Below are 20538 nucleotides of genomic sequence, written 5' to 3'. Positions count from 1 at the left end.
AAAAAAGCGCGGCCCCCTCGTCATGAGGAGGCCGCGCTTTTTTGCGGGCAGCGCCAAGTCCTCTCGGCGCTACTTGCGGAATATGGAGAACAGCACCGACAGGACGATGCTGACGATAATGCACGTCACTATGGGGAAGGAAAACCGGAAGCCCTCGCGCTGGATGTTGATGTCGCCGGGCAGGCGGCCAAAGGGAATGCGCCCCCATGGCAGCTTGTCACCAAAGACCAGCAGCACGCCGACGGCGGCAATAGCCAGCCCCAGCCAGATGAGCATTTTTCCCGTTTCGCCCGTCATATGACATCTCCTGCGCTCTTCACCAGCATAAACAGCCCAAGGGCAAACAGCAGACCAATAAATACCGTCCGAAAGCCCCCTTCGCCAAGGCGGCGGTAGGCAATGCGGCCGCAGGTCGCGCCGAGGAGGACACCGGGCAGGCACAGGGCGGAAAGCTCCAGCGCGTCGGCGGTAATCAGCCCCCGCCACGCCTGCGCCGCAATGACCAGCACCCCGGATGCGATAAAGAAGCTGATGGTTGTGGCCTTCACCCGGTCCTTATCCCACGGTTGAAGCGCAACGTACATCAGCACCGGCGGCCCCTGCGAGTTGAGCGCGCCGCCAAGGCACCCGGCTATGAACCCTGCCACCACAATCCACGCCTTGCCAAGCACGCGCGGCACCGGGCAGACAAACCACATGTACAGGCAATACAGCACCAGTATGATGCCAAGGGTCCCCTGCAGCACGTACACCGGCAGATACTGGAGCATCGCCACGCCAACGGGAATACCGGGCAGTGTCGCAACCGTCAGCGGCAGCACGTCGCCCCACTGGGGCAGGCTGCCGTGCTGCTTGAGGATGAGCAGGTTCATCACCTGCGCCATCAGCACAAGGATAACCACCGAGGTCTGAAAGTCCAACACCAGCGAGATGATGGGCAAGCTGAAAAAGGCAAAGCCAAAGCCCGCCAGCCCTTGGGTGAACGCGCCGATGAAGACCACCAGCGCAACGATAAGCGTTGAGGAAAGCATGAAGCCCTTCTGCCTACAGCATGTTGACGGGGTCGAGGTCGAGGGAAACGCGAATCTTGGAGTGCTGGGACAGGTGCTTTTTCACATGCGCGTAGACCTGCCGCACGGACGGCCAGTCCTCGCCCTTGAGCAGGCACTGGTAGCGCTTGCGCCCACGCAGAAACGCCAACGGCGACGGCGCAGGGCCAAGCACCCGCACGCCGCGCTCACGCCCCACCGCGCCAAGCTGGCGCACCAATTCCATAATGCGCTGCTCACCCTGCGGCCATTCGGCGGGAAAGCTCATGCGGACGAGGGCAAGGCGCGAAAACGGCGGATAGCTGTACTTGCGGCGCAGTTCCACCTCGCGCTCAAAAAAGCCGCTGTAGTCATTGCGCCGGACAAAGTCCCAGCAATAGTGGTTGGGGTCGCGCGTTTGGATGAGCACGTTGCCGGGTTTGCCGCCACGTCCGGCGCGCCCTGCCACCTGTACCAACAGCTGGAAGGTCCGCTCCGCCGCGCGGTAGTCCGGCATATTCAGCCCCATATCGCCGTCAGGCACAATGACCAGCGTCACGCTGGGGAAGTGGTGCCCCTTGGACAGCATCTGCGTGCCCACCAGCACCTGCGCCTCCTCCCGCGCAAAGGCGTCAAGGATGGCCTCCATGCGTCCGGGCCGCCGGGTGCTGTCCCGGTCCAGCCGCAGGACGCCGGTTCCGGCGGGCAGGATGGTGTTCAGCGTCTCCTCAATGGATTCCGTCCCCTCGCCCATGGGCAAAAAGTTGGAACTGCCGCAGGTGCACGTGCAAGGAAATTCCTTACTGGCGCCGCAGTAGTGGCACACAAGGCGCTCGCGGTTCTTGTGGTAGGTCAAGCCCACGTCGCAGTTGCCGCAGCGCATCACCGCCCCGCAGCTCAGGCAGTACATCAGCGGCGAATACCCACGGCGGTTCAGCATAATGATGGCCTGCTCGCCCTGCTTCACCACATGCTTGAGGGCTGCCGCCGCCGTCGGCGTGAGCGGCCCCATGGACGGGCGCTCGTTCTTGAGGTCCACCAGCGTAATCTCCGGCAAGGTGCCCTCACCCACGCGGTTGGCCATGGTTACGGCCTTGATGGCCCCCTGCCGCGCGGCCTGAAAGGTCTTCACGTCCGGTGTGGCGGAGCCAAGCACCAGCACGCCGCCATCCTGACGGGTGCGGAAGTGCGCCACCTCCTTGGCCTGATACGGCAACCGCTCGTCCTGCTTAAAGGACGTGTCGTGCTCCTCGTCCAGCACAATGGCGCCAAGGCGTCCCACCGGCAAAAAAAGCGCCGAGCGCGTGCCCACAACAAGCTCCGGCGCGGTGGACGTGGCAAGCGCGCGGAAGGTTTCCTCGCGCTTCGCCGGGGGCTGGTAGCCGTGGTACAAGTGGACGCTTCGCTCAGTAAAGTGCGTGCTCACGGCCTTGTACAGATGACAGGCAAGGGCCACCTCCGGCGCCAACAGCAAGACGGAGCGCCCCATGGCAAGCGCCTTTTCCGCAAGGCGCAGATAAACAAGGGTCTTCCCGCTGCCGGTGACGCCAAACACAAGGCGCGTCTCCGGGCGCTCGCTCTCAAGGGCGGCGATGAGGCCGTCCACGCTCTCCTGCTGCTCATCCGACAGGTCCGGCACATCCGCGGTGACGGCGTCCATAACGCAGGCGTCCGGATCGTGGTAGGCGGGCGGCGGGCCGATGTTCACCACCCCGTTAGTCACCAACGTATTCAAGGCGTTAGAGACCTTGGAGCCAAGGTCGCGCAATACGGCGGGGCGCGGCGAGGGGCCGTTGTCCCACAGGTATTCCAGCACAGCGGTCTGGAGCTTGGCTGTAGGACGCACAGGCCACGGCGGGTCCTGCGTCAGAAAGCAGTATTCCTGCTCCTTTTGCGCCACGCTTCGCGCGGCCACCTGCATGCGGCCCTCGGCCCACAGCGCGGCCAGCGCCGTGCGGTCCTCCTGCGGCAAGGCGGCGAGTTCCGCACCGCTCATGCGCTTGGGGAAGCGGGAGTCGAATATCTTGAAGGAAATTTTGACGGTTCGGTAGCCGTGGGGAAGCAGCGTCTCAAGGATGCGGCCAAGGTCCACCATCTGCCGGGTGGCAAGGTTCTCGGCAAGGTCCATGAAGCGTGCGTCAAGCAGTGGCTCCTGCTCTGCGGGCCATGCAATCTCGCGGATGGAAATACCTTTGGGGGCGGCGTCCGCCTCGCGCACGATGACCCCAAGGCGCGAGGAACGGCCAAGGGGCACCACCACGCGCTGACCGGGATGCAGGGCATCCGGGGCAAGGCACGCGGGGTGAGCGTAGGTCAGGATGGAAAATGGTGCGCACGGCAGCGCTACATGCCAGAGTTTCATGACAAAAAAATACCCCCGCCGGACGGATTCCGGCGGGGGTCAGAATGTCCGGTCAACGGATTATTTGCAAGGCAGGAGTTCAAGAAGATTCGCAACGAGGCCGTCGCGGAGCTCTTCATCCTGCAATGCGAAGTAGATGTTGGCAGTGAGGTACTCCGCCCAGTCGCCTGCGTCAAACCGGCGGCCACGCATGCGCACCGCCAGCAGGCGATTTTCCGCAGCAAGGCGCTCCAGCGCGTCCGTCAGCTGAATTTCGCCGCCAACGCCTGGCTCCACCTTGTCCAGATGGTCAAAGACCTCGGGCGTCAGCACGTAGCGGCCAACGATAGCCATGCGCGAGGGGGCGTCCTCCACGGCGGGCTTTTCCACCACACTGCGCACGCGGAAAATGCCGGGGACGTATTCCTCGCCGTTAATGATGCCGTAGCGGTCCACCTTTTCCTGCGGCACTTCCACCACGCCCACAACGGCCATACGCTCGGCCTTGGCCACGTCCACAAGCTGCTGGATGCCCGGGTCAACGCCAAACATCAGGTCATCACCCACCATAACGGCAAAGGGCTCATTCTTGACGACCTCACGGGCGCAGAGCACGGCATGCCCAAGCCCAAGCTGCAGCTTCTGCCGCACGGAGATGATGTTGGCCATCTCGGCCACGTCGCGGATTTCCTTGAGCAGTTCCGGTTTGCCTTTGCGCTCCAGCAGGTTCTCAAGGATGAAGTTGTAGTCGAAGTGGTCTTCGATAATTTTTTTATTCTGGTTGTTGACGAAAATGACATCGGTCAACCCCGTTTGGATGGCTTCCTCCACCACGTACTGCACCACAGGCTTCTTGTAGATGGGCAGCATTTCTTTGGGAATGTTCTTGGTGGCGGGGAGTGAACGGGTTCCCCATCCGGCCACGGGTATGACGACTTTCGTGATGTCCATGCTGGTCTCCTTACTGGATCGTATATATAAGACGATGATATACTATCTTTTTTTCGACTTAGCGCAAGTGTTCGCGCAAAGTCTCGGCCAGCTGACCGGAAAGCCGCTCAACAAGGGCGTCATCCTGTCCCTCCACCATAATGCGCGCCACGGACTCGGTTCCCGAGTAGCGCAGCAGCACGCGACCGCGCGAGCCAAGCTCGCTTTCCGCGCCGGCCACAGCGTCTATCACCGCGGGGGCGGAGTCGAAGGGAATCTTGCGTTCCACGTGCACGTTGGTGAGCTTCTGCGGGAAGGGTTCAATAAGGTGCGCAAGGTCAGAGAGCGGCTTGTCGCGCTCCACCATGATGCGCAGGAGCTGCAGCGCCGCAAGGATGCCGTCCCCCGTGGTGGAGTGGTTCAAAAAGATCAGATGCCCGGACTGCTCGCCGCCAAGGGTTGCGCCCTCGCGGCGCATGGCCTCCACAACGTGCCTGTCGCCGACTGCGGTGCGCAGCAGGCTGCCGCCGCGCTCCTGCATGAAGACCTCCAGCGCCATGTTGCTCATGACCGTGGCAACAAGCTGCTTGCCCGGCAGTTCATCGCGCTCCATCATATCCATGGCGCACAGGGCCATGATCTGATCGCCGTCGAGGATGCGGCCGTTTTCGTCCACCACGATGAGCCTGTCGCCGTCGCCATCAAGGGCAAGGCCGATGTCCGCGCCCTCGCGGCGCACACAGTCGGCGACCACCTCGGGGTACAGAGAGCCGCACTTGTCGTTGATATTCAGGCCGTTGGGTTCCACGCCCACCTTGATGACCTCGGCGCCCAGCTCTTCAAACACGCGCGGGGCGACCTTGTAGGTCGCGCCGTTGGCGCAATCAAGGACGATTTTCACGCCGTCGAGGGTGAGCGCGGACGGGAAGGTGTGCTTCAGCGCCACAATGTAGCGCCCGGTGCTGTCGCCAATGCGCTTGGCCTTGCCCACGTGCTCCGGCTCCGGGTAGTCCCACGCGGTGTCGGGGTCCATGACCATGGCGGAAATCTGGTCCTCAACCTCGTCGGGCAGTTTAAAGCCCTTGTGGTCAAAGAACTTGATGCCGTTGTCCATGAAGGGGTTGTGCGAGGCGGAAATCACCACGCCCAGGTCCGCGCGCATGCTGCGGGTCAGGTACGAGATAGCCGGGGTCGGCATGGGACCAACCAGCAACACGTCCATGCCCGCCGCGCAAAAGCCCGACGTCAGCGCCGTCTCAAACACGTAGCCAGACACGCGGGTGTCCTTGCCGATGAGCACGCGGTGGCGCTTTTTGCCATTACGAAAGTATTGCCCGGCGGCAAGGCCCAAGCGCAGGGCCAGCTCCGGAAGCATGGGGAAAATATTCACCTGACCGCGGAGGCCGTCGGTGCCGAATATGCGTTGCGTCATGTGTATCCTCGTCAGATCAGGAGGCGCCGCGCCGGTGGCGGGCCGTATGATAGGGGACTAACCGCCCTCTGGTGCCAGGCGGCGGCTCACCCGCAGGTCAACCTTCTGCGGAACAGCCTTAATAAGCGTACAGCCCGGAGGCAGCTTGGTGCGGTATTCCACCACATGCCACCCCGGATCTATGGATGAGTTCAGAAGAATGAAGGTGGAGAACAGGCTTTTGAAGTCCTCTTTATCAAGAAGACTCACCGGAACCTCCACATGAAGCTGAACGGTCTTTGGCTTTACCTGTACACCCGCACTTTTGGCAAGGTTTTCAGGCAGCACCTTCAGGGGCAATTTGACCCACAGCTTTTCCGTCTTTTCCGCAAAGCGGAAGCTCGCCTTCACCACGGCGGGGTCTGCCACCACGGATTCGGGCAGGTCAAGGCCCAGCTCCCGTTCCATGGTGCCGGCTGTGGTCACATTGCCTGCCAGCGGCAGGGTCGGCACAGCGGAAAGCGAGTCCACAAGGTCCTGCGGGCCACGCACCTTCACCGCCGCGGGCACGGTCCATGCCTCCAGCAGGGAAAAGTTCTTTTCGACGCTGCCCTTCCACTGCGGCTCCACCCGCACGCGGCGGGTGATCATTCTGTCCGCGTCAACGGTCAGACGGGGCGGGTCAATCTCCAGCACCTCCACGGCCTTGGGCACGGGGATGCGGTTCGCGTCGAAATTGAGCACAACGGTCCCGGCGCGCAGGCCGGAAAGGTCCAGCGGATAGGCCAGACTCCGGGCATCCAGCCCACGAAGCATCGGCTTGGAACCGCGCACACGAACATTAATGCGCGTCTTCAAGCCGGACTGGATGGCAATATCCTTGGGCGCATTGACAATATCCACCGGCACCTCAAGCCACGTCTCCACCTTCTGCTGGCCCGTGACAAGGTACCAGCAGGCAAATGCCAGAACGAGGGCGAGAAGCCTGTATTGCCAATTGCGCAACATAATTACTTATTCCATACCCGTTTCAGCACGCGCTTCAGGCGCACTTCGTCAAGGCTGGCCGTTAGGCGGCCGCCAACGGCAAGGGATATCTCGCCGCGTTCCTCGGAGACCACAACCGCCACAGCGTCGGTCTCCTGCGTGATGCCAATGGCCGCCCTGTGCCGTGTGCCATAGTGCTGCTTTTTGCGGATGCCCACCGCCAACGGCAGAATACATCCCGCAGCCACAATGCGTCCACGGCGGACAATGACCGCGCCATCATGCAGCGGCGTATCCGGATGAAAAATGGTGAGCAGAAGCTCCTTGGTCATTTCGCCATCCACCTTCACGCCGCGTGCCACAAGGTCCCCCAGGGGGACATTCTTCTCAATGACCACCAGTGCGCCAATGCGCTTTTCGGCCATGGAGAGCACGGCGGCGGCAAGAGTGTTGAACTCCTGTTCCGCCACCGGCGCGCGCCGCCACATCCGCCCTGCCCCAAACTGCGACAAGGCGTTGCGGATATCCCGCTGGAACAGGATGATGACGACAAGGAAGATGGAGCCGAGGAACTTGCCCAGCAACCAGTGCAGGGTGGTCAGTCCCAACTCGTCGGAGAAATAAAAGATGATGAGCAAAAGCACGAGGCCCGTGAACACAGACAGTGCACGGGTCCCCTTGATCAGCAGGATGAGCCGGTAGAAGATGACCGCGACAAGCGCGATGTCCACCAGCTCAATCCACGAAATGCTGAATCCGCCAAGCTCCAGCATGCAGGCTACTCCATGTAGTGGCGGCGCGCGGTGCGCCTGTCCATGGCCTGCACGATACGAAGCGTCTCCACGGTGGGGGCCACCTCATGCACGCGGTGAATCTGTACGCCGCGCGCGGCCAAAAGAGCCGTTCCAATCTGTGTGGCATTCTGGCGGCTGTCCACGTCCACTCCCAGCAGGTCGCCCCACAGGGATTTGTTGGACAGGCCCATGAACATGGGCAGACCAAAGCGGCCAAAGGCCTCGATGTTGCGCAGAATCTCCAGATTATGCTCCAGCTTTTTGCCAAAGCCGATGCCGGGGTCCAGAACGATGTTCTCCTCGGCAAGGCCGGCCCGCGTCAACTGACGAAGGCGCTGGTCGAAAAAGTCGGAAATCTCGTCAACCACGTCCACGTAGGACGGATCGTTCTGCATGCTGCCGGGCAGACCCTGACAATGCATCAAAACATAACCGGGCTGATACTGCGCCAACACGTCCATAAGCTCCGGATCAAAGCGGCAGCCGGACACATCGTTGACCACAACCGCACCAGCTTCAAGAGCCGCCGCTGCGGTCGCAGCTTTATAGGTGTCCACGGAGATAGCGGCGTCCAGCTCATTATCGCGGATGTATTTGGCCAGCTCGCGCACAACGGGAACCACGCGGCGCAGTTCCTCGCCGGTACCCACGCGCTCGGCCGTGGGCCGGGTGGACTCGCCGCCCACATCAAGGATGTGCGCGCCGTCGGCGATGAGCTTTTTGCCGTGCTCCACGGCGGCCTCATGACTGTCGTGCGCTCCCCCGTCGTAGAACGAGTCCGGGGTAACGTTGACGATGCCTACAACAAAAAAGGGGGCGGGGCCCAGGACCCTACCCCCCGTAACGTTCCAGTGAACGCGACCATGCATTGCTAGTTGTCCTTTCCTTGCTTGTCGGATGTCCCTTCTGGGGACTCTTCGGGCTCACCCGGTTCAAGGGTGAACTCCTCGCCCTCATGGGCGTCCTTCAGCGTGTCATCATCCTCGGGGCGTGTGGCCTCGGCGCTGTGGCCTTCCTCGGCGGGCGCGGGCTGCGCGGCGCTCTGGGCAGGCTGGTCGTCAAGGTCCTCGCCAGTGGTGGTCTTGCCCTCGGCCGCGGCGACAGCGCCGGGCTTGCGGACGGCCACACCATTCTCCATGGGTGGCAGGGACTCGCCAGCCATCAGCTTGTCGATGTCTGCACCGGAGATGGTCTCGCGTTCCAGAAGCGCATCAGCCACGGCATGCAAGATGTCCAAATTCTCCGTGAGAATGCTGTGCGCCCTGTTGTTGGCTTCCTGAACCACGCGGGTGATTTCAGCGTCCACCAAGCGGGCAGTCTCCTCGCTGAGGCTCTTATGGCGGGTCATTTCCCGGCCGAGGAACACAGAGTCGTCCTTCTCGGCGAGGGACAGCGGGCCAATGGCTTCGCTCATGCCCCACTGGGTTACCATCTTGCGGGCCATGTCGGTGGCACGCTCAATGTCGTTGCTGGCACCGGTGGTGCGCTGGTCGAAGATAATCTCTTCGGCGGCGCGGCCACCAAGCAGCATGGCGAGGGTCGCGTCGAGGTAGGTCCTCGAATAATTGTGTCGGTCGTCCACGGGCAGCTGCATGGTCACGCCAAGCGCGCGTCCGCGGGGGATGATGGACACCTTGTGAACAGGGTCCGTTCCCGGGATGGACTTGGCGACAATGGCATGGCCTGCCTCATGGTAGGCCGTGGTCTTCTTTTCCTCTTCGGACAGGATGACGCTGCGGCGCTCCTTGCCCATGAGCACCTTGTCTTTGGCCGTCTCAAAGTCCGCCATGACAACCTGATCGCGGTTGAGCTTGGCGGCCTGCAGGGCGGCCTCGTTGACGAGGTTCTCAAGGTCCGCACCGGAGAAACCGGGCGTCCCGCGGGCGATGGTAACGATGTCCACATCGGGGCCGAGGGGCGTGCGGCGCGAATGCACCTCAAGGATGCGCGCGCGGCCACGCACGTCGGGCGTGGGCACCACAACCTGCCTGTCAAAACGGCCGGGACGCAGCAGCGCCGGGTCCAGAACGTCGGGGCGGTTGGTGGCGGCGATGAGGATAACGCCTTCGTTGGACTCAAAACCGTCCATCTCAACGAGGAGCTGGTTCAGCGTCTGCTCGCGTTCGTCATGTCCACCGCCAAGACCGGCACCGCGCTGGCGGCCAACGGCGTCGATTTCGTCGATGAAGATGAGGCACGGGGCGTTCTTCTTCCCCTGCACGAACAGGTCGCGCACACGGGAGGCACCAACACCGACGAACATTTCGACGAAGTCGGAGCCGGAGATGGAGAAGAACGGCACGCCAGCCTCACCGGCAACGGCGCGGGCAAGCAGCGTTTTACCTGTACCGGGCGAGCCGACCAGCAAAACGCCCTTGGGGATGCGTCCACCAAGGCGGGTGAACTTCTTGGGCTGGGACAAAAATTCCACAACCTCGGAGAGTTCTTCCTTGGCTTCGTCCACACCGGCGACGTCTTCAAAGGTGACCTTGGACTGGTCCTGACTGATCATTTTGGCCCGCGAGCGGCCGAAGCTCATGGCCTTTCCGCCGCCGGACTGCATTTGCCGCATGAAGAAAATCCACACGCCAATAAGCAACAGCATTGGGAACCATGATATGAATAACGTCATGTACCAGGGGGATTCCTCGTCAGGTTCCGCCGTGACCTGCACCTTGCGGTCGATAAGCCGCTGGACAAAGTTCGGATCGTCAGGGGCGTAGCTGACAAAGCGCTGGCCATCCACGACGGAGCCAGTGATGCGCTGTCCCTGGATTTTCACTTCAACCACGTCACCCTTGTCCACACGCTCCAGCAGTTCCGTGTAACTGAACTTCAGCTGGGGTGTAGGCGGCTGGTTGAACAGGTTGAAGAGGACGACCATAACGAGACAGATGGCCGCCCACAGAAAGAGGTTCTTGGCGAAGTTGTTCAAGTTGGAACTCCTCTATGGCATTGGCGCGTTTGCGCTGATTCGCAGGATATCCGGTAGTATAAGTTCTGATGGTACGGCAGGCAATGGCCTGCGTTGCGTTTTTTCCATTTTTGCCTTTTCGTGCAAGGCGTATCGTAAAACGCTAACATACACCCATGGCACTGTCCACGCGCAGGCCGGGGCAATTCTTGCTCTGGGCGGGCTGGCGCGGCGGGGCGAATTGCCTTTCCGCTTGAAGAGTTGGGCCAAACCTGTTACTTCACGCCTACCCATGTGGAGGGACGTCTCATCCGGTGATGGGCGCGGGCTTCAAACCCGTAGAATCGTTGAGAAACGATTGGCAGGTTCGACTCCTGTGTCCCTCCGCCATGAAAAAGCAGTCGGCCTTGAGCGCAGAGCATCTTGTACCAATCCGGATTCCCTGATATTTTCCCAGAGTGAAATCGCATCCGCATCGGCTGCAAACCACGGCGCAACGCACCGTGGGCGCCTCTGTATACAGGGCGTGGCACCTTGACGAGCGCCCCTGCATGTTGTAGGCGCTATCGGTCCGCACTCCATCATGTGTGGACACACTACTCTTAAAGTCTGGCATCGCTGTCGCAGCATGCTCGTGAATATTGAAATGGAGGACATATGGCTAAAGAAGAAGCAATTGAAGTACAGGGCGTCGTTGAAGAGGCCCTTCCCAATGCGACGTTCCGCGTGAAGCTTGAGAACGACCACGAAGTGCTGGCCCACATCTCCGGCAAGATGCGCAAGTTCCGCATCCGCGTTCTGCCCGGCGACAAGGTCACCGTGGAACTTTCTCCCTACGACCTGAACCGCGGCCGCATTACCTTCCGCCCCCGCTAGTCCTCATTCCCTTTCGCACGGCGAAGCCGGAGAAAGGGGGAGAGCCTGTCTCGACACAGACAGCCTCTCTCCCTCTCTCCGGTTTTTTGCAACCTAAGGCCGACACACTCAGGTTGCACGACAACGCCCCGCAAGCCTCCCTTCCGGCTTGCGGGGCGTTTCTCATTCTATGATTGTGACTTACGCTGCAACGCGGCGGCAGGACCTGCCCGCCCACATGGCAGCGACTTCCATGGAAGAAAAAATGCGGCGCGCGGGGCCTCAAAGCAAGCGTACCTCTGCGGCACGCGGCAATTTACGGCATTTCTGTACGCGCCGCGCCGTGTGCGGCCAGCGGCCTTTTAGGGTTTCTCCTCAAGGGGCAGTTCCACCATGGTCATCGGCGCGGCCGTCCCCGCTCCGCCGATGGGCGTCAGGCGCACATAGTGGCCCTCCACCTCTTGGCAGCACGGGGCGACATGGTTGAACAGGCGATTGAGCGCCCTGTTGTCATTAAGATACTTGTAGGCCTGCCTGCGCGCGGCGTCGGAATCCGCCGTGGCCAGCGTGACCAAACGGTCCATGACGAACCGCACCTGCTCGGCCTTCTCCTGACTGGTGCGTATCTTTCCCGTGTTCATCAGCAGTTTCACCATGGGCCTGTGCCCAGCAAAACGCCGTACGAATTCCCGTCCAATACCGGGGCCAGACAACACATCTTCACGCTTCATGGTCAATACTCCGAGGTTGAAGGGGAGAATCTGTCACCATAATGCCGTTATAGGACGGGACGTTACATTTCGCAACCGCTGGAATTTTTTCCTTTCTGCATTCCTCCAAAAACCGCACACCATCGTCATAAAATAGCCTTCTCCCCTCCCTTGCCGCACACAAAAACGCACAAAAAAGGGACGCCCCGTTACCGGAGCGTCCCCTTGGCGTCATCGCTGACTGAGCGGCGGCTAGTCCATGGACGTCAGCCACGCGCGCAGCGTTTCAATCTGGCGGGTCACGGAGTTCGGTCCCGTACCGCCGGAGGTTTCGCGGCGGGCGACAGCCGTCTCATAGGCCAAGGCCTCAAAGACATCCTGCTCGATCATGTCCGAGAACTGGCGCAGTTCCTCAAGGGTCAGGTCCTCAAGACCCTTGCCCTGCTTCTCGGCGTAGCCCACGGCGGAGCCGGTCACGTGGTGCGCCTCGCGGAAGGGCATGCCCTTGGACGCAAGGTAGTCGGCCAACTCCGTGGCGTTCAGGTAGCCGCGGGCGCAGGCCTGACGCATACGGTCCGCGTCAAAGCCCAGCTCGGCCACCATATCGGCCATGATGCCCACGGACGCACGCACAGTGCGGTCCGCGTCAAAGAACGGTTCCTTGTCCTCCTGCATGTCGCGGTTGTAGGCCAGCGGGAGGCCCTTCACCAGCGTCATCAGGGTGGTCAGCGAGCCGTACACGCGGCCGGTTTTGCCACGCATCAGTTCCGCCACGTCCGGGTTCTTCTTCTGCGGCATGATGCTTGAGCCGGTGGCGTAGGCATCAGGCAACTTCACAAAGCCGAACGCAGGGTTGGACCAAATAATGATTTCTTCGCACAGGCGCGACAGGTGCGCCATGATCATGGACCCGGTGAACACGGCCTCGATAACGAAGTCGCGGTCGGACACGGCGTCCATGGAATTGGCGAACACGCCGCCCATACCCAGCTCCTCGGCCACGGCCTCGGGAGCAAAGTCATAGGTGGTACCAGCCAGCGCGGCGGCCCCAAGGGGCGACACGTTGGCGCGGCGGGCGCAGTCTCCTGCCCGGTCCGCGTCGCGCATGAACATCTGGGCGTACGCCAGCAGGTGGTGCGCCAAACTCACGGGCTGAGCGGGCTGCATATGCGTGCAGCCGGGCAGCAGGGTCTGGCGGTGCTCATCCGCCCGGCGGCCAAGGGAGGCCACAAGGTCCGCCAGCAAGCCGCGCCACTCATTCATGCGGCGCGTCACATACAGGCGAAAGTCCAGAGCGATCTGGTCGTTGCGGCTTCTGCCGGTGTGCAGTTTGCCACCGAGGGGGCCGATGATTTCCGTCAGGCGCGCCTCAATGTTCATGTGCACGTCTTCCAGCTCGCGCTTCCACACAAAGGCGCCGGACTCAATCTCCTCGCGGACCTGATCCAGGCCGGAGGTGATGGTCTGCACTTCCTCAGCGGTCAGCACGCCCTGCGCGCCCATCATGTGCGCGTGGGCAATGGAGCCGCGGATATCCTCGGCGTAAAGTTCGCGGTCGTACTGCTCGGAAGCGGTGTACTGCTCCACGGACTCGGCAGTCTTGGCGGCGAAGCGGCCGCCCCACATTTTCGTCTCGGACATGTGGTGCTCCTACTTCTTGGCAAAGCCTCTCAGGCGAAGCCCCTGCAAGGTGATGAACCCGGCGGCGTCGGCCTGATTGTAGACGTCCTCGGCCTCAAAGGTGGCGAGGGAAGCATCATACAGGGAGTACGGGGACTTGCGGCCCAGCGGAATGGCCTGGCCCTTGTACAGCTTCAGGCGGACGGTACCCGTCACGTGCTCCTGCGACTTGTCGATGAAGGCCTGAATGGCTTCACGCTCCGGCGCATACCAGTAGCCGTTGTAGACCATCTCGGCATAGCGGGGGATAAGGGAATCGCGCAGGGACATGAGTTCGCGGTCCATAGTGACGCCCTCAAGGTCGCGGTGCGCAGCAAACAGAATCGCGCCGCCGGGGGTCTCGTACACGCCGCGGGACTTCATGCCCACAAAACGGTTCTCCACCATGTCCACACGGCCAATGCCGTGCTTGCCGCCCAGCTCGTTCAGCTTCAGCATGATGCTGGCCGGGGACAGCTTTTCGCCGTCGATGGCAACCGGGTCGCCCTTTTCAAAATCAATGGTGATGACCTCGGCCTCGTCAGGAGCCTCCTCCACGGACACGCACATGGCGTGGGAGAACGGTCCCGGCTCGCTCCACGGGTCTTCCAGCTCGCCGCCTTCAAAGCTGCAGTGCAGCAGGTTTCTGTCGCAGCTGTAGGGCTTGGCGTGGCTCATGGGCGTTTCGATGCCGTGGGCCTCTGCAAAGCTGATGCAGTCCGTACGGGACTTCAGGTCCCATTCGCGCCACGGGGCAATGGTCTTCAAGGTCGGGTCCAGAGCGGCGGTGGCCAGCTCAAAACGCACCTGATCGTTGCCCTTGCCGGTTGCGCCATGGGCCACGGCCTGCGCACCCTCAGCGTGGGCGATTTCCACAAGGCGCTTGGAAATCAGCGGACGTGCGATGGACGTGCCGAGCATGTAGCGGCCTTCATAAATCGCACCGGCGCGGAACATGGGGAAGATGAAATCGCGGGCGAATTCTTCCTGCAGGTCTTCGACATATGCCTTCACAGCGCCGGTTTTCAGCGCCTTTTCGTCAATGCCGTCCAGCTCTTCACCCTGACCAAGGTCTGCGGTGAGGGTCACGACTTCGCAGTCGTACGTTTCCTTAATCCACGCCAGAATAACGGAGGTGTCCAGACCGCCGGAATAGGCGAGGACGACTTTCTTGATGTCTTTGCTCATTGCTTCCTCTACTCAGAAATACTTAGTCGGAAAAAACCCATTCAAGGATGGCCTTCTGCATATGCAGGCGGTTCTCGGCCTGATCAAAAATCACAGACTGCGGCCCCTCGATAACGGACTCGGAAACTTCCTCGCCACGGTGGGCGGGAAGACAATGCAGGAATTTCGCATCCGGTGCGGCAAGCGCCATCATGGCGTCGTCCACCATAAATCCGGCAAAGGCCTTTTCTCTGGCCTTCTGCTCTTCCTCCTGCCCCATGGACGCCCATACATCAGTATTAATGTAATGGGCACCGGCGCATGCCTCGCGCGGGTCGCGGGTCAGCGTTATCCGCGCGCCAAGGCCCTTTGCCCGCTCCACGATGGCGGGGTCCGGGTCATAGCCCTCAGGCACGGCAAGCGCCAACTCAAACGGAAAATGCACAGCAGCATTGATGAAGGAATGCGCCATGTTGTTGCCGTCGCCAACCCACGCCACCTTCAGGGACGAAAAGTCCGGCGTGCGCTCGTACATGGTCAGCATATCGCTCATGACCTGGCACGGATGGTATTCGTCAGTCAGGGCGTTTACCACGGGGATGCTGCCCCACGTGGCCAGCGCGTCCACCTTCTCCTGACCAAACGTGCGGACCACCATGCCCGCGCAATAGCGCGAAAGCACCCGCGCCGTATCGCACAGCGGCTCGCTGCGGCCAAGCTGCGACTCCGCAGGCGTCATGAACAGAGGGGTCCCGCCCAGATGACGGATGCCCACCTCAAAGCTGACGCGAGTTCGGGTGGACGCCTTCTCAAATATCATAGCAACAGTCTTGCCAGACAGAAGGTCACATCGGTAATCCACCTGCTTCATCTCGTGTGCTCGTCGCACAAGGGCGTGGGCGTCGGTCTTCTCCAGGTCGAGAATGCTCAAAAAATTCCTGGGCATGGCAATCCCCTGTTCTAATGATCTATTCCAGAGAGCTCTAGTCGCGAAACAAACGGCCATTTAACGCCGAACGTATGGCAATGTAAAGCCTCGTCCCCGCTCAAACCGTCTAGGGCGCCATTTTTCACCATTTTGGCAAATTGCGCGTGGTGTACGGTGGCGGGAATGCCACGCTCTTTATGCTCCGCAGGCTTAAGGATTTCATCCTTAAGAATCCTCTCCATACGCCACGTCTCCCACACCCCACCCGGCTGCAATCACGCCCCCGCGCCTGCCACGGCCACAGCGGACAACTGCCCACCCTCTCCGCAAACGCACCCACCCCTTTTTTTCGAGCTGGCTTCCAGACCGAAAAACCTCGGGATTCTTAAGGGCGGTAGCCCTTAAGCCGCCGGAGGCACCCTCTTGACCCCGGCGTTACGACCACGTCGGCAACGCCACACCTCTTTATGCTCCGCAGGCTTAAGGATTTCATCCTTAAGAATCCTCTTCATACGCCACGTCTGCCACGCCCACCCCGGCTGCAATCACGCCCCCACGCCAGCCACGGCCACAGCGGACAACTGCCCGCCCTCCACGCAAAAGCGCCCACCCCTTTTTTTCGGGCTGGCTTCCAGACCGAAAAACCTCGGGATCCTTAAGGGCCCGTGGCCCTTAAGCCGCCGGAGGCACCCTCTTGAACCCAGCGTTACGACCCGGCCTGCCAAAACGAAAAAAGGACGCCGATACCGGCGTCCTTCCATCGTTGAACACAAAAGCGTTGCGCGTACTCCGACGCGCCGCCTCAGCAATCGCTGGAGTGCATGGCGACGGCGTCGACGGCGCCTTCGGTGAGTCCTTCCATTTCGGCTCCGTGAGGAAGCCCGGCAAGATGGAGGAAGGCATGGGCCAGCAGTCGGGCGAGATGCTCTACGGGACGCTGCCCGTAAAGGTCGGCCTCGCGGGCGCAGGTCTCGGCGGAAAGGACAACTTGGCCGATGTAGTCAGGGCGAGTGGCGTCCTTGTCCGGAAAGGACAGAACGTTTGTCGGCCCGACACGGCCCTTGAAGGAGGTATGATACCCGGTCATGGCCGCATCATCGACGATGATAATGTCCACCTGCGCGCCGTCCATGCCAAGCACGCCGAGAACAAGCTCGACGAGCGGAAGCAGTTCGCGGCGCGAGAGCGGCATATCGGGGCGAATGGCGGCGCACGTTTCCAAAGTGATGCGCTGGGCGTCCTGCTGCATTACTGGCTCCCGAGGCGCGTTTTGGTGAACTTGAGCTGAGGCCCGCCTTCGCCGTCACGGCCCATGATGAGCCGTCCGGACATGTCGAGGGTGTACTCGCGCTCGGGCGCCTTTTCGAGCTTGTCGGCCTTGTCGGCGCTGTCCTTCTTGGACGCTGCCGCCTTGGGTTGCTCCTTTTTAGGGGCCTTATCGGCGGACTCGGGCTTTCCGGTGGCGACGGGGATGGCCGGTGCGTCGTCCTTTTCGCGGGCGGCGCAGTGCGGGCACTCGGCGTGCGCCTGGGGTTCGGGCTTGGGCTGGGCGGTGCCGGGATACTCAATGCGCTGATGGAATATGCCGGTGAGAATGCGGTGGAACACATCACTGATGTGATGCAGGTCCTTGAGTGTCAGCTCGGACTCGTCCAACTGCCCATCAGAGAATATGCGTTTGATAACGGTCTCGATGTGGCCCTTGATGCGCGAGGGAGTGGGGTCGGACAGCACGCGGCTGGAGGCCTCGATGGCGTCGGCCAACAGAATGAGTCCGGCTTCCTTGGTCTGCGGCTTGGGGCCGGGATAGCGGAATTCCTCTTCGCGCACGTCCTCTTCGCCACGCGCCTCGGCCTGCTCCTTGGCCTTGTGGAAGAAGTAGGAAATCAGCGTGGTGCCGTGATGCTGCTGAATGATGTCCTCAATCTCGGAGCCGAGCTTGTGCGCGCGGGCGAGTTCCACGCCCTTCTTGACGTGAGAGATGAGGATCAGCGCGCTCATGGACGGCGTAAGCTTATCGTGCTTGTTCTTCTCGCGGGAGAGTTGATTCTCGATGAAGTACTGCGGCTTCGTTATTTTACCGATGTCGTGATACAGGGCGGCAACCTTGGCAAGAAGCGGATTGGCGCCAATGGCGCGGGCTCCGGCCTCCACCATATTAGAGACGACAAGGGAGTGATGATAGGTGCCGGGCGCGGCAACCATCAGCTCCTGCAACAGCGGCTGCTCAAGGTTCATCAGCTCCATGAGCTTAAAGCGCGAGGTAAAGCCGAGGAAGAACTCCACAATGGGCGATAGGGCAAGCACGAGCAGCAGCGAGGTCACGCCGGAAACGATGACATACACACTGCCGATGCCGATGGCCCAAATATCGCGCGCCTCCACGATGGCCGCACCGGACCATGCCAGCAGCAACCCGCCGAGCAGCGGAAACACACTGCGCAGCAGCTCGTAACGGGTGTGGGAGTTCTTGATAAGGAACATCTCAAACATGCCGCCAAGGAAATAGAACGTGAACAGCGGCAAATGCCCGCCAAACATCCACGTACTCACCAAGGCGAGAATGATGGTGGCGTAAAAGCACACGGCGTAGGGAAAAAAGAGCGCAAGAACGCCCGATGCACCCGCAAGGGGGAGACAATAGGGCAAAATATCGCGCGTCCAAGCCCCGGCGGAAAGCGCCAATGGCGCATCAAGCAGGGACAGAAACTTCGCCACACCGCCGAAAAGCAACAGCACGATGGAGACGAGAACCAAATCGCGCCCTGTCAGGTCGCGGCACAGGCCAAAGCGGGTGCACATGATGACGCCCATGACGAGCAGCGCGCTGAGGACAAAGATACCGATGGCGCGGCCCAGCCCATAGGTCTGGGGCGTGTCGGCAATCATGGCCTTGAGCTTCATGTACTGGGCTTCGCTGACGGCCTCGCCCTGACGGACGATGATCTCGCCTTCGCGAACGTGGAAATACACAGGCTCCACAGCCTGCATCACCTGCCGCCGCAGCTCGGCGGATTCCTGCGCGTTGAGCGTCAGGCTGGGCTTGGTGAGCGGGCCGACAAGGGTCCAAATATCGCGGCGCACCACAAGGGGCTTTTTGAGTTCGCCCTTGAGGAAGCGCGTCAGCGCGCGATGCATGACGTCAAAATCCGCCACGCTGGAGGTGTCGACGCGCAGGGACTCAATGCCCGACACGCGGTTGCGCACAAGGATGCCGGAGTCGTAGCGCGACAGGGCCGCGCTTTCGCGCACGACGCCCTCGCCGAGATAGCTCTTCATCCACGGCAGCACGCGGCCAAGCACGAGATTTTGAAAATCCTCGCGCCGCCAGCGCTGAAAGGTGGAGACGCCGATTTCTGCGTTCAGGTCCTCGGCAATGCTCCAGCGTACGTCCTCCAGCTCGGCAACCGGGGCCGTGTTCAGGGTCTCGAAGACCTGATACACGTCCTGCTCCAGTTGCTCGTAGGAGTCGTCCGTCAGGTCAAAAACCTGCGGCTGGGCTGCGGCGGCCTGCTTGCGCTTGATGCGGGTGGCGCGGGTGTTCTCTACAAGGAACTCCCGGTCGGCCATGATGTCACGGTCTGCAATTTCGCCCTCAAGGTACAGGCGGGGACCGGAGGAGAAATCCGCACCGGCCAACGCGCTGAGGACCAACAGGACCAAAAGCAGAAACAGCGTGCCAAGCACGCCGCCATCCGCACCGGAAAACGACGGGATAAAACGCGCCGTCCAAGAAGGGGGGGTCCCTTTCTTGCGCTTAGCGGCGCTTTTCTTTTTCTGATTTTTTATGGCGTTCATAGGCTTGCACTATCCTTCCCACGAGCGGGTGTCTTATGACGTCACCGTCATGGAAATGGACAAAAGAGATGCCCTCCACATCGGCCAGACAACGCGTGGCATTGATCAAACCGGACTCGGCATGGCCGGGCAGGTCTATCTGCGTGACGTCGCCCGTTACAACGGCGCGGGAGCCGAAGCCGAGGCGGGTGAGGAACATCTTCATCTGTTCCGGCGTGGTGTTCTGCGCTTCATCAAGGATGATAAACGCGTCGTTGAGCGTGCGGCCTCGCATAAAGGCCAGCGGCGCAATCTCGATGATGCCCTGCTCCATCATCTCCTGTACCTTGCCGAAATCGTAGAGGTCGTGGAGTGCGTCGTACAGCGGTCGCAGGTAGGGGTCGATTTTCTCCACGAGGTCGCCGGGCAAAAAGCCCAGCTTCTCCCCGGCTTCCACAGCCGGGCGGGTCAAAATAATGCGTTTGACTTCCTTGCGGACCAGACTGCCCACAGCCATGGCCACGGCGAGATAGGTCTTGCCGGTGCCGGCGGGGCCAATGCCGAAGGTCATGTCGTTTTCACGAATGGCCTGCAGATAGTCGCGCTGGGTCAACGTGCGTGGGGTGATGCGCTTTCGCGGCGTCACCACGAACACTTCGCCGTCGAACACATCCTTTATATTGGCGGACGGTTCGCGGCCAAGAATGCCGAGGGCGCAGTCCACATCATCCGGGAACAGACGGTTCCCGGCGCGCAGGTGGTCGTACATCTGGATAAGGGCATTGGCGGCAAAGGCCACCATCTCGCTGTCCTCTCCACGCAGAAGCACGCGGTTGCCGCGCGATTCCACGCGCACGCCGGTCTTCTGGGCCACCGCCGCAAGGTTGGCGTCCTGCGGGCCGAACAGTTCGCGCGCAAGTTCAAGGTCGTCGAACTCCAGCGCCTTTTCCACACACTGTGCTTTTGGCATAAAATCCTATCTTTTCGGGCCGTTATGCTCAAAGCGAGCAGACACGATACCCTTTTTGTCCGGCCCC

18 protein-coding genes and 1 tRNA gene are annotated in these 20538 nt (G+C 61.3%); 2 read left to right on the top strand and 17 right to left on the bottom strand.

The window, feature by feature from the left end:
• Nucleotides 1-69: 69 nt before the first annotated feature.
• Genes ACI3L3_RS06375 through ftsH form a run of 9 tightly spaced genes read right to left on the bottom strand, consistent with a single transcriptional unit; the run spans nt 70 to nt 10426 of the window.
• The gene (locus tag ACI3L3_RS06375) at nt 70-297 is read right to left on the bottom strand and encodes a DUF2905 domain-containing protein (RefSeq protein WP_404844274.1); all 228 of its coding nucleotides are present in this window, start codon (nt 295-297) and stop codon (nt 70-72) included.
• Nucleotides 294-1031 (bottom strand): sulfite exporter TauE/SafE family protein, encoded by a 738-nt coding sequence (locus ACI3L3_RS06370; protein ID WP_404844273.1) that lies wholly within the window; start codon nt 1029-1031, stop codon nt 294-296. Before ACI3L3_RS06370 ends, ACI3L3_RS06375 begins: the two co-directional genes overlap by 4 nt.
• Before the next feature lie 13 nt (nt 1032-1044).
• Nucleotides 1045-3390 carry a primosomal protein N' gene (priA, locus tag ACI3L3_RS06365; RefSeq protein ID WP_404844272.1) on the bottom strand — a complete coding sequence of 782 codons (2346 nt, stop codon included), beginning with the start codon at nt 3388-3390 and terminating at the stop codon, nt 1045-1047.
• 60 nt (nt 3391-3450) lie between these two features.
• A complete protein-coding gene (galU, locus tag ACI3L3_RS06360) occupies nt 3451-4320 on the bottom strand; it encodes a UTP--glucose-1-phosphate uridylyltransferase GalU (RefSeq protein WP_404844271.1) in 870 nt (289 codons plus the stop codon).
• A 58-nt stretch (nt 4321-4378) separates the two neighbouring features.
• Nucleotides 4379-5731, bottom strand: a complete 1353-nt coding sequence (gene glmM, locus ACI3L3_RS06355; protein WP_404844270.1) for a phosphoglucosamine mutase — start codon at nt 5729-5731, stop codon at nt 4379-4381.
• Between the two features lie 57 nt (nt 5732-5788).
• Complete coding sequence (locus ACI3L3_RS06350) at nt 5789-6718, bottom strand: YbbR-like domain-containing protein (RefSeq protein WP_404844269.1); 930 nt, start codon at nt 6716-6718, stop codon at nt 5789-5791.
• Between the two features lie 2 nt (nt 6719-6720).
• Nucleotides 6721-7470 carry a diadenylate cyclase CdaA gene (gene cdaA / locus ACI3L3_RS06345; protein ID WP_404844268.1) on the bottom strand — a complete coding sequence of 250 codons (750 nt, stop codon included), beginning with the start codon at nt 7468-7470 and terminating at the stop codon, nt 6721-6723.
• A gap of 5 nt (nt 7471-7475) precedes the next feature.
• Nucleotides 7476-8360 carry a dihydropteroate synthase gene (folP, locus tag ACI3L3_RS06340; RefSeq protein WP_404844267.1) on the bottom strand — a complete coding sequence of 295 codons (885 nt, stop codon included), beginning with the start codon at nt 8358-8360 and terminating at the stop codon, nt 7476-7478.
• 2 nt (nt 8361-8362) lie between these two features.
• The gene (gene ftsH / locus ACI3L3_RS06335; protein ID WP_404844266.1) at nt 8363-10426 is read right to left on the bottom strand and encodes an ATP-dependent zinc metalloprotease FtsH; all 2064 of its coding nucleotides are present in this window, start codon (nt 10424-10426) and stop codon (nt 8363-8365) included.
• Nucleotides 10427-10701: 275 nt separating this feature from the next.
• On the opposite strand from ftsH, the gene ACI3L3_RS06330 reads away from it, so the two are divergent.
• Nucleotides 10702-10795, top strand: a tRNA-Sec gene (locus tag ACI3L3_RS06330).
• A gap of 267 nt (nt 10796-11062) precedes the next feature.
• A complete protein-coding gene (infA, locus tag ACI3L3_RS06325) occupies nt 11063-11281 on the top strand; it encodes a translation initiation factor IF-1 (RefSeq protein WP_078683826.1) in 219 nt (72 codons plus the stop codon).
• A gap of 341 nt (nt 11282-11622) precedes the next feature.
• Here the strand turns inward: infA and ACI3L3_RS06320 are convergent, their stop codons facing one another.
• From ACI3L3_RS06320 to ACI3L3_RS06285, 8 genes are all read right to left on the bottom strand, one after another.
• Entirely contained in the window at nt 11623-11991 is a 369-nt protein-coding gene (locus ACI3L3_RS06320) for a bL17 family ribosomal protein (RefSeq protein WP_404844265.1), read from the bottom strand.
• A gap of 231 nt (nt 11992-12222) precedes the next feature.
• Nucleotides 12223-13611 (bottom strand): argininosuccinate lyase, encoded by a 1389-nt coding sequence (argH, locus tag ACI3L3_RS06315; protein ID WP_404844264.1) that lies wholly within the window; start codon nt 13609-13611, stop codon nt 12223-12225.
• 9 nt (nt 13612-13620) lie between these two features.
• A complete protein-coding gene (locus ACI3L3_RS06310) occupies nt 13621-14817 on the bottom strand; it encodes an argininosuccinate synthase (RefSeq protein ID WP_404844263.1) in 1197 nt (398 codons plus the stop codon).
• 22 nt (nt 14818-14839) lie between these two features.
• The gene (gene argF, locus ACI3L3_RS06305; RefSeq protein WP_404844262.1) at nt 14840-15742 is read right to left on the bottom strand and encodes an ornithine carbamoyltransferase; all 903 of its coding nucleotides are present in this window, start codon (nt 15740-15742) and stop codon (nt 14840-14842) included.
• 14 nt (nt 15743-15756) lie between these two features.
• Complete coding sequence (locus ACI3L3_RS06300; RefSeq protein WP_404844261.1) at nt 15757-15966, bottom strand: hypothetical protein; 210 nt, start codon at nt 15964-15966, stop codon at nt 15757-15759.
• A gap of 560 nt (nt 15967-16526) precedes the next feature.
• A complete protein-coding gene (gene ybeY, locus ACI3L3_RS06295) occupies nt 16527-16973 on the bottom strand; it encodes an rRNA maturation RNase YbeY (protein WP_404844260.1) in 447 nt (148 codons plus the stop codon).
• Entirely contained in the window at nt 16973-19522 is a 2550-nt protein-coding gene (locus ACI3L3_RS06290; protein WP_404844259.1) for an HD family phosphohydrolase, read from the bottom strand. Before ACI3L3_RS06290 ends, ybeY begins: the two co-directional genes overlap by 1 nt.
• Nucleotides 19482-20471: a PhoH family protein gene (locus ACI3L3_RS06285; RefSeq protein ID WP_404844258.1), complete on the bottom strand. Its 990-nt coding sequence runs from the start codon at nt 20469-20471 to the stop codon at nt 19482-19484. The genes ACI3L3_RS06290 and ACI3L3_RS06285 overlap by 41 nt, the downstream gene beginning before the upstream one ends.
• Nucleotides 20472-20538 lie beyond the last annotated feature (67 nt).

Origin of the sequence: Desulfobaculum sp. SPO524 (genome assembly GCF_044987625.1) — a bacterium.
GTDB lineage: Bacteria > Desulfobacterota > Desulfovibrionia > Desulfovibrionales > Desulfovibrionaceae > Desulfobaculum.
This window is presented reverse-complemented; position numbering and strand designations above follow the sequence as displayed.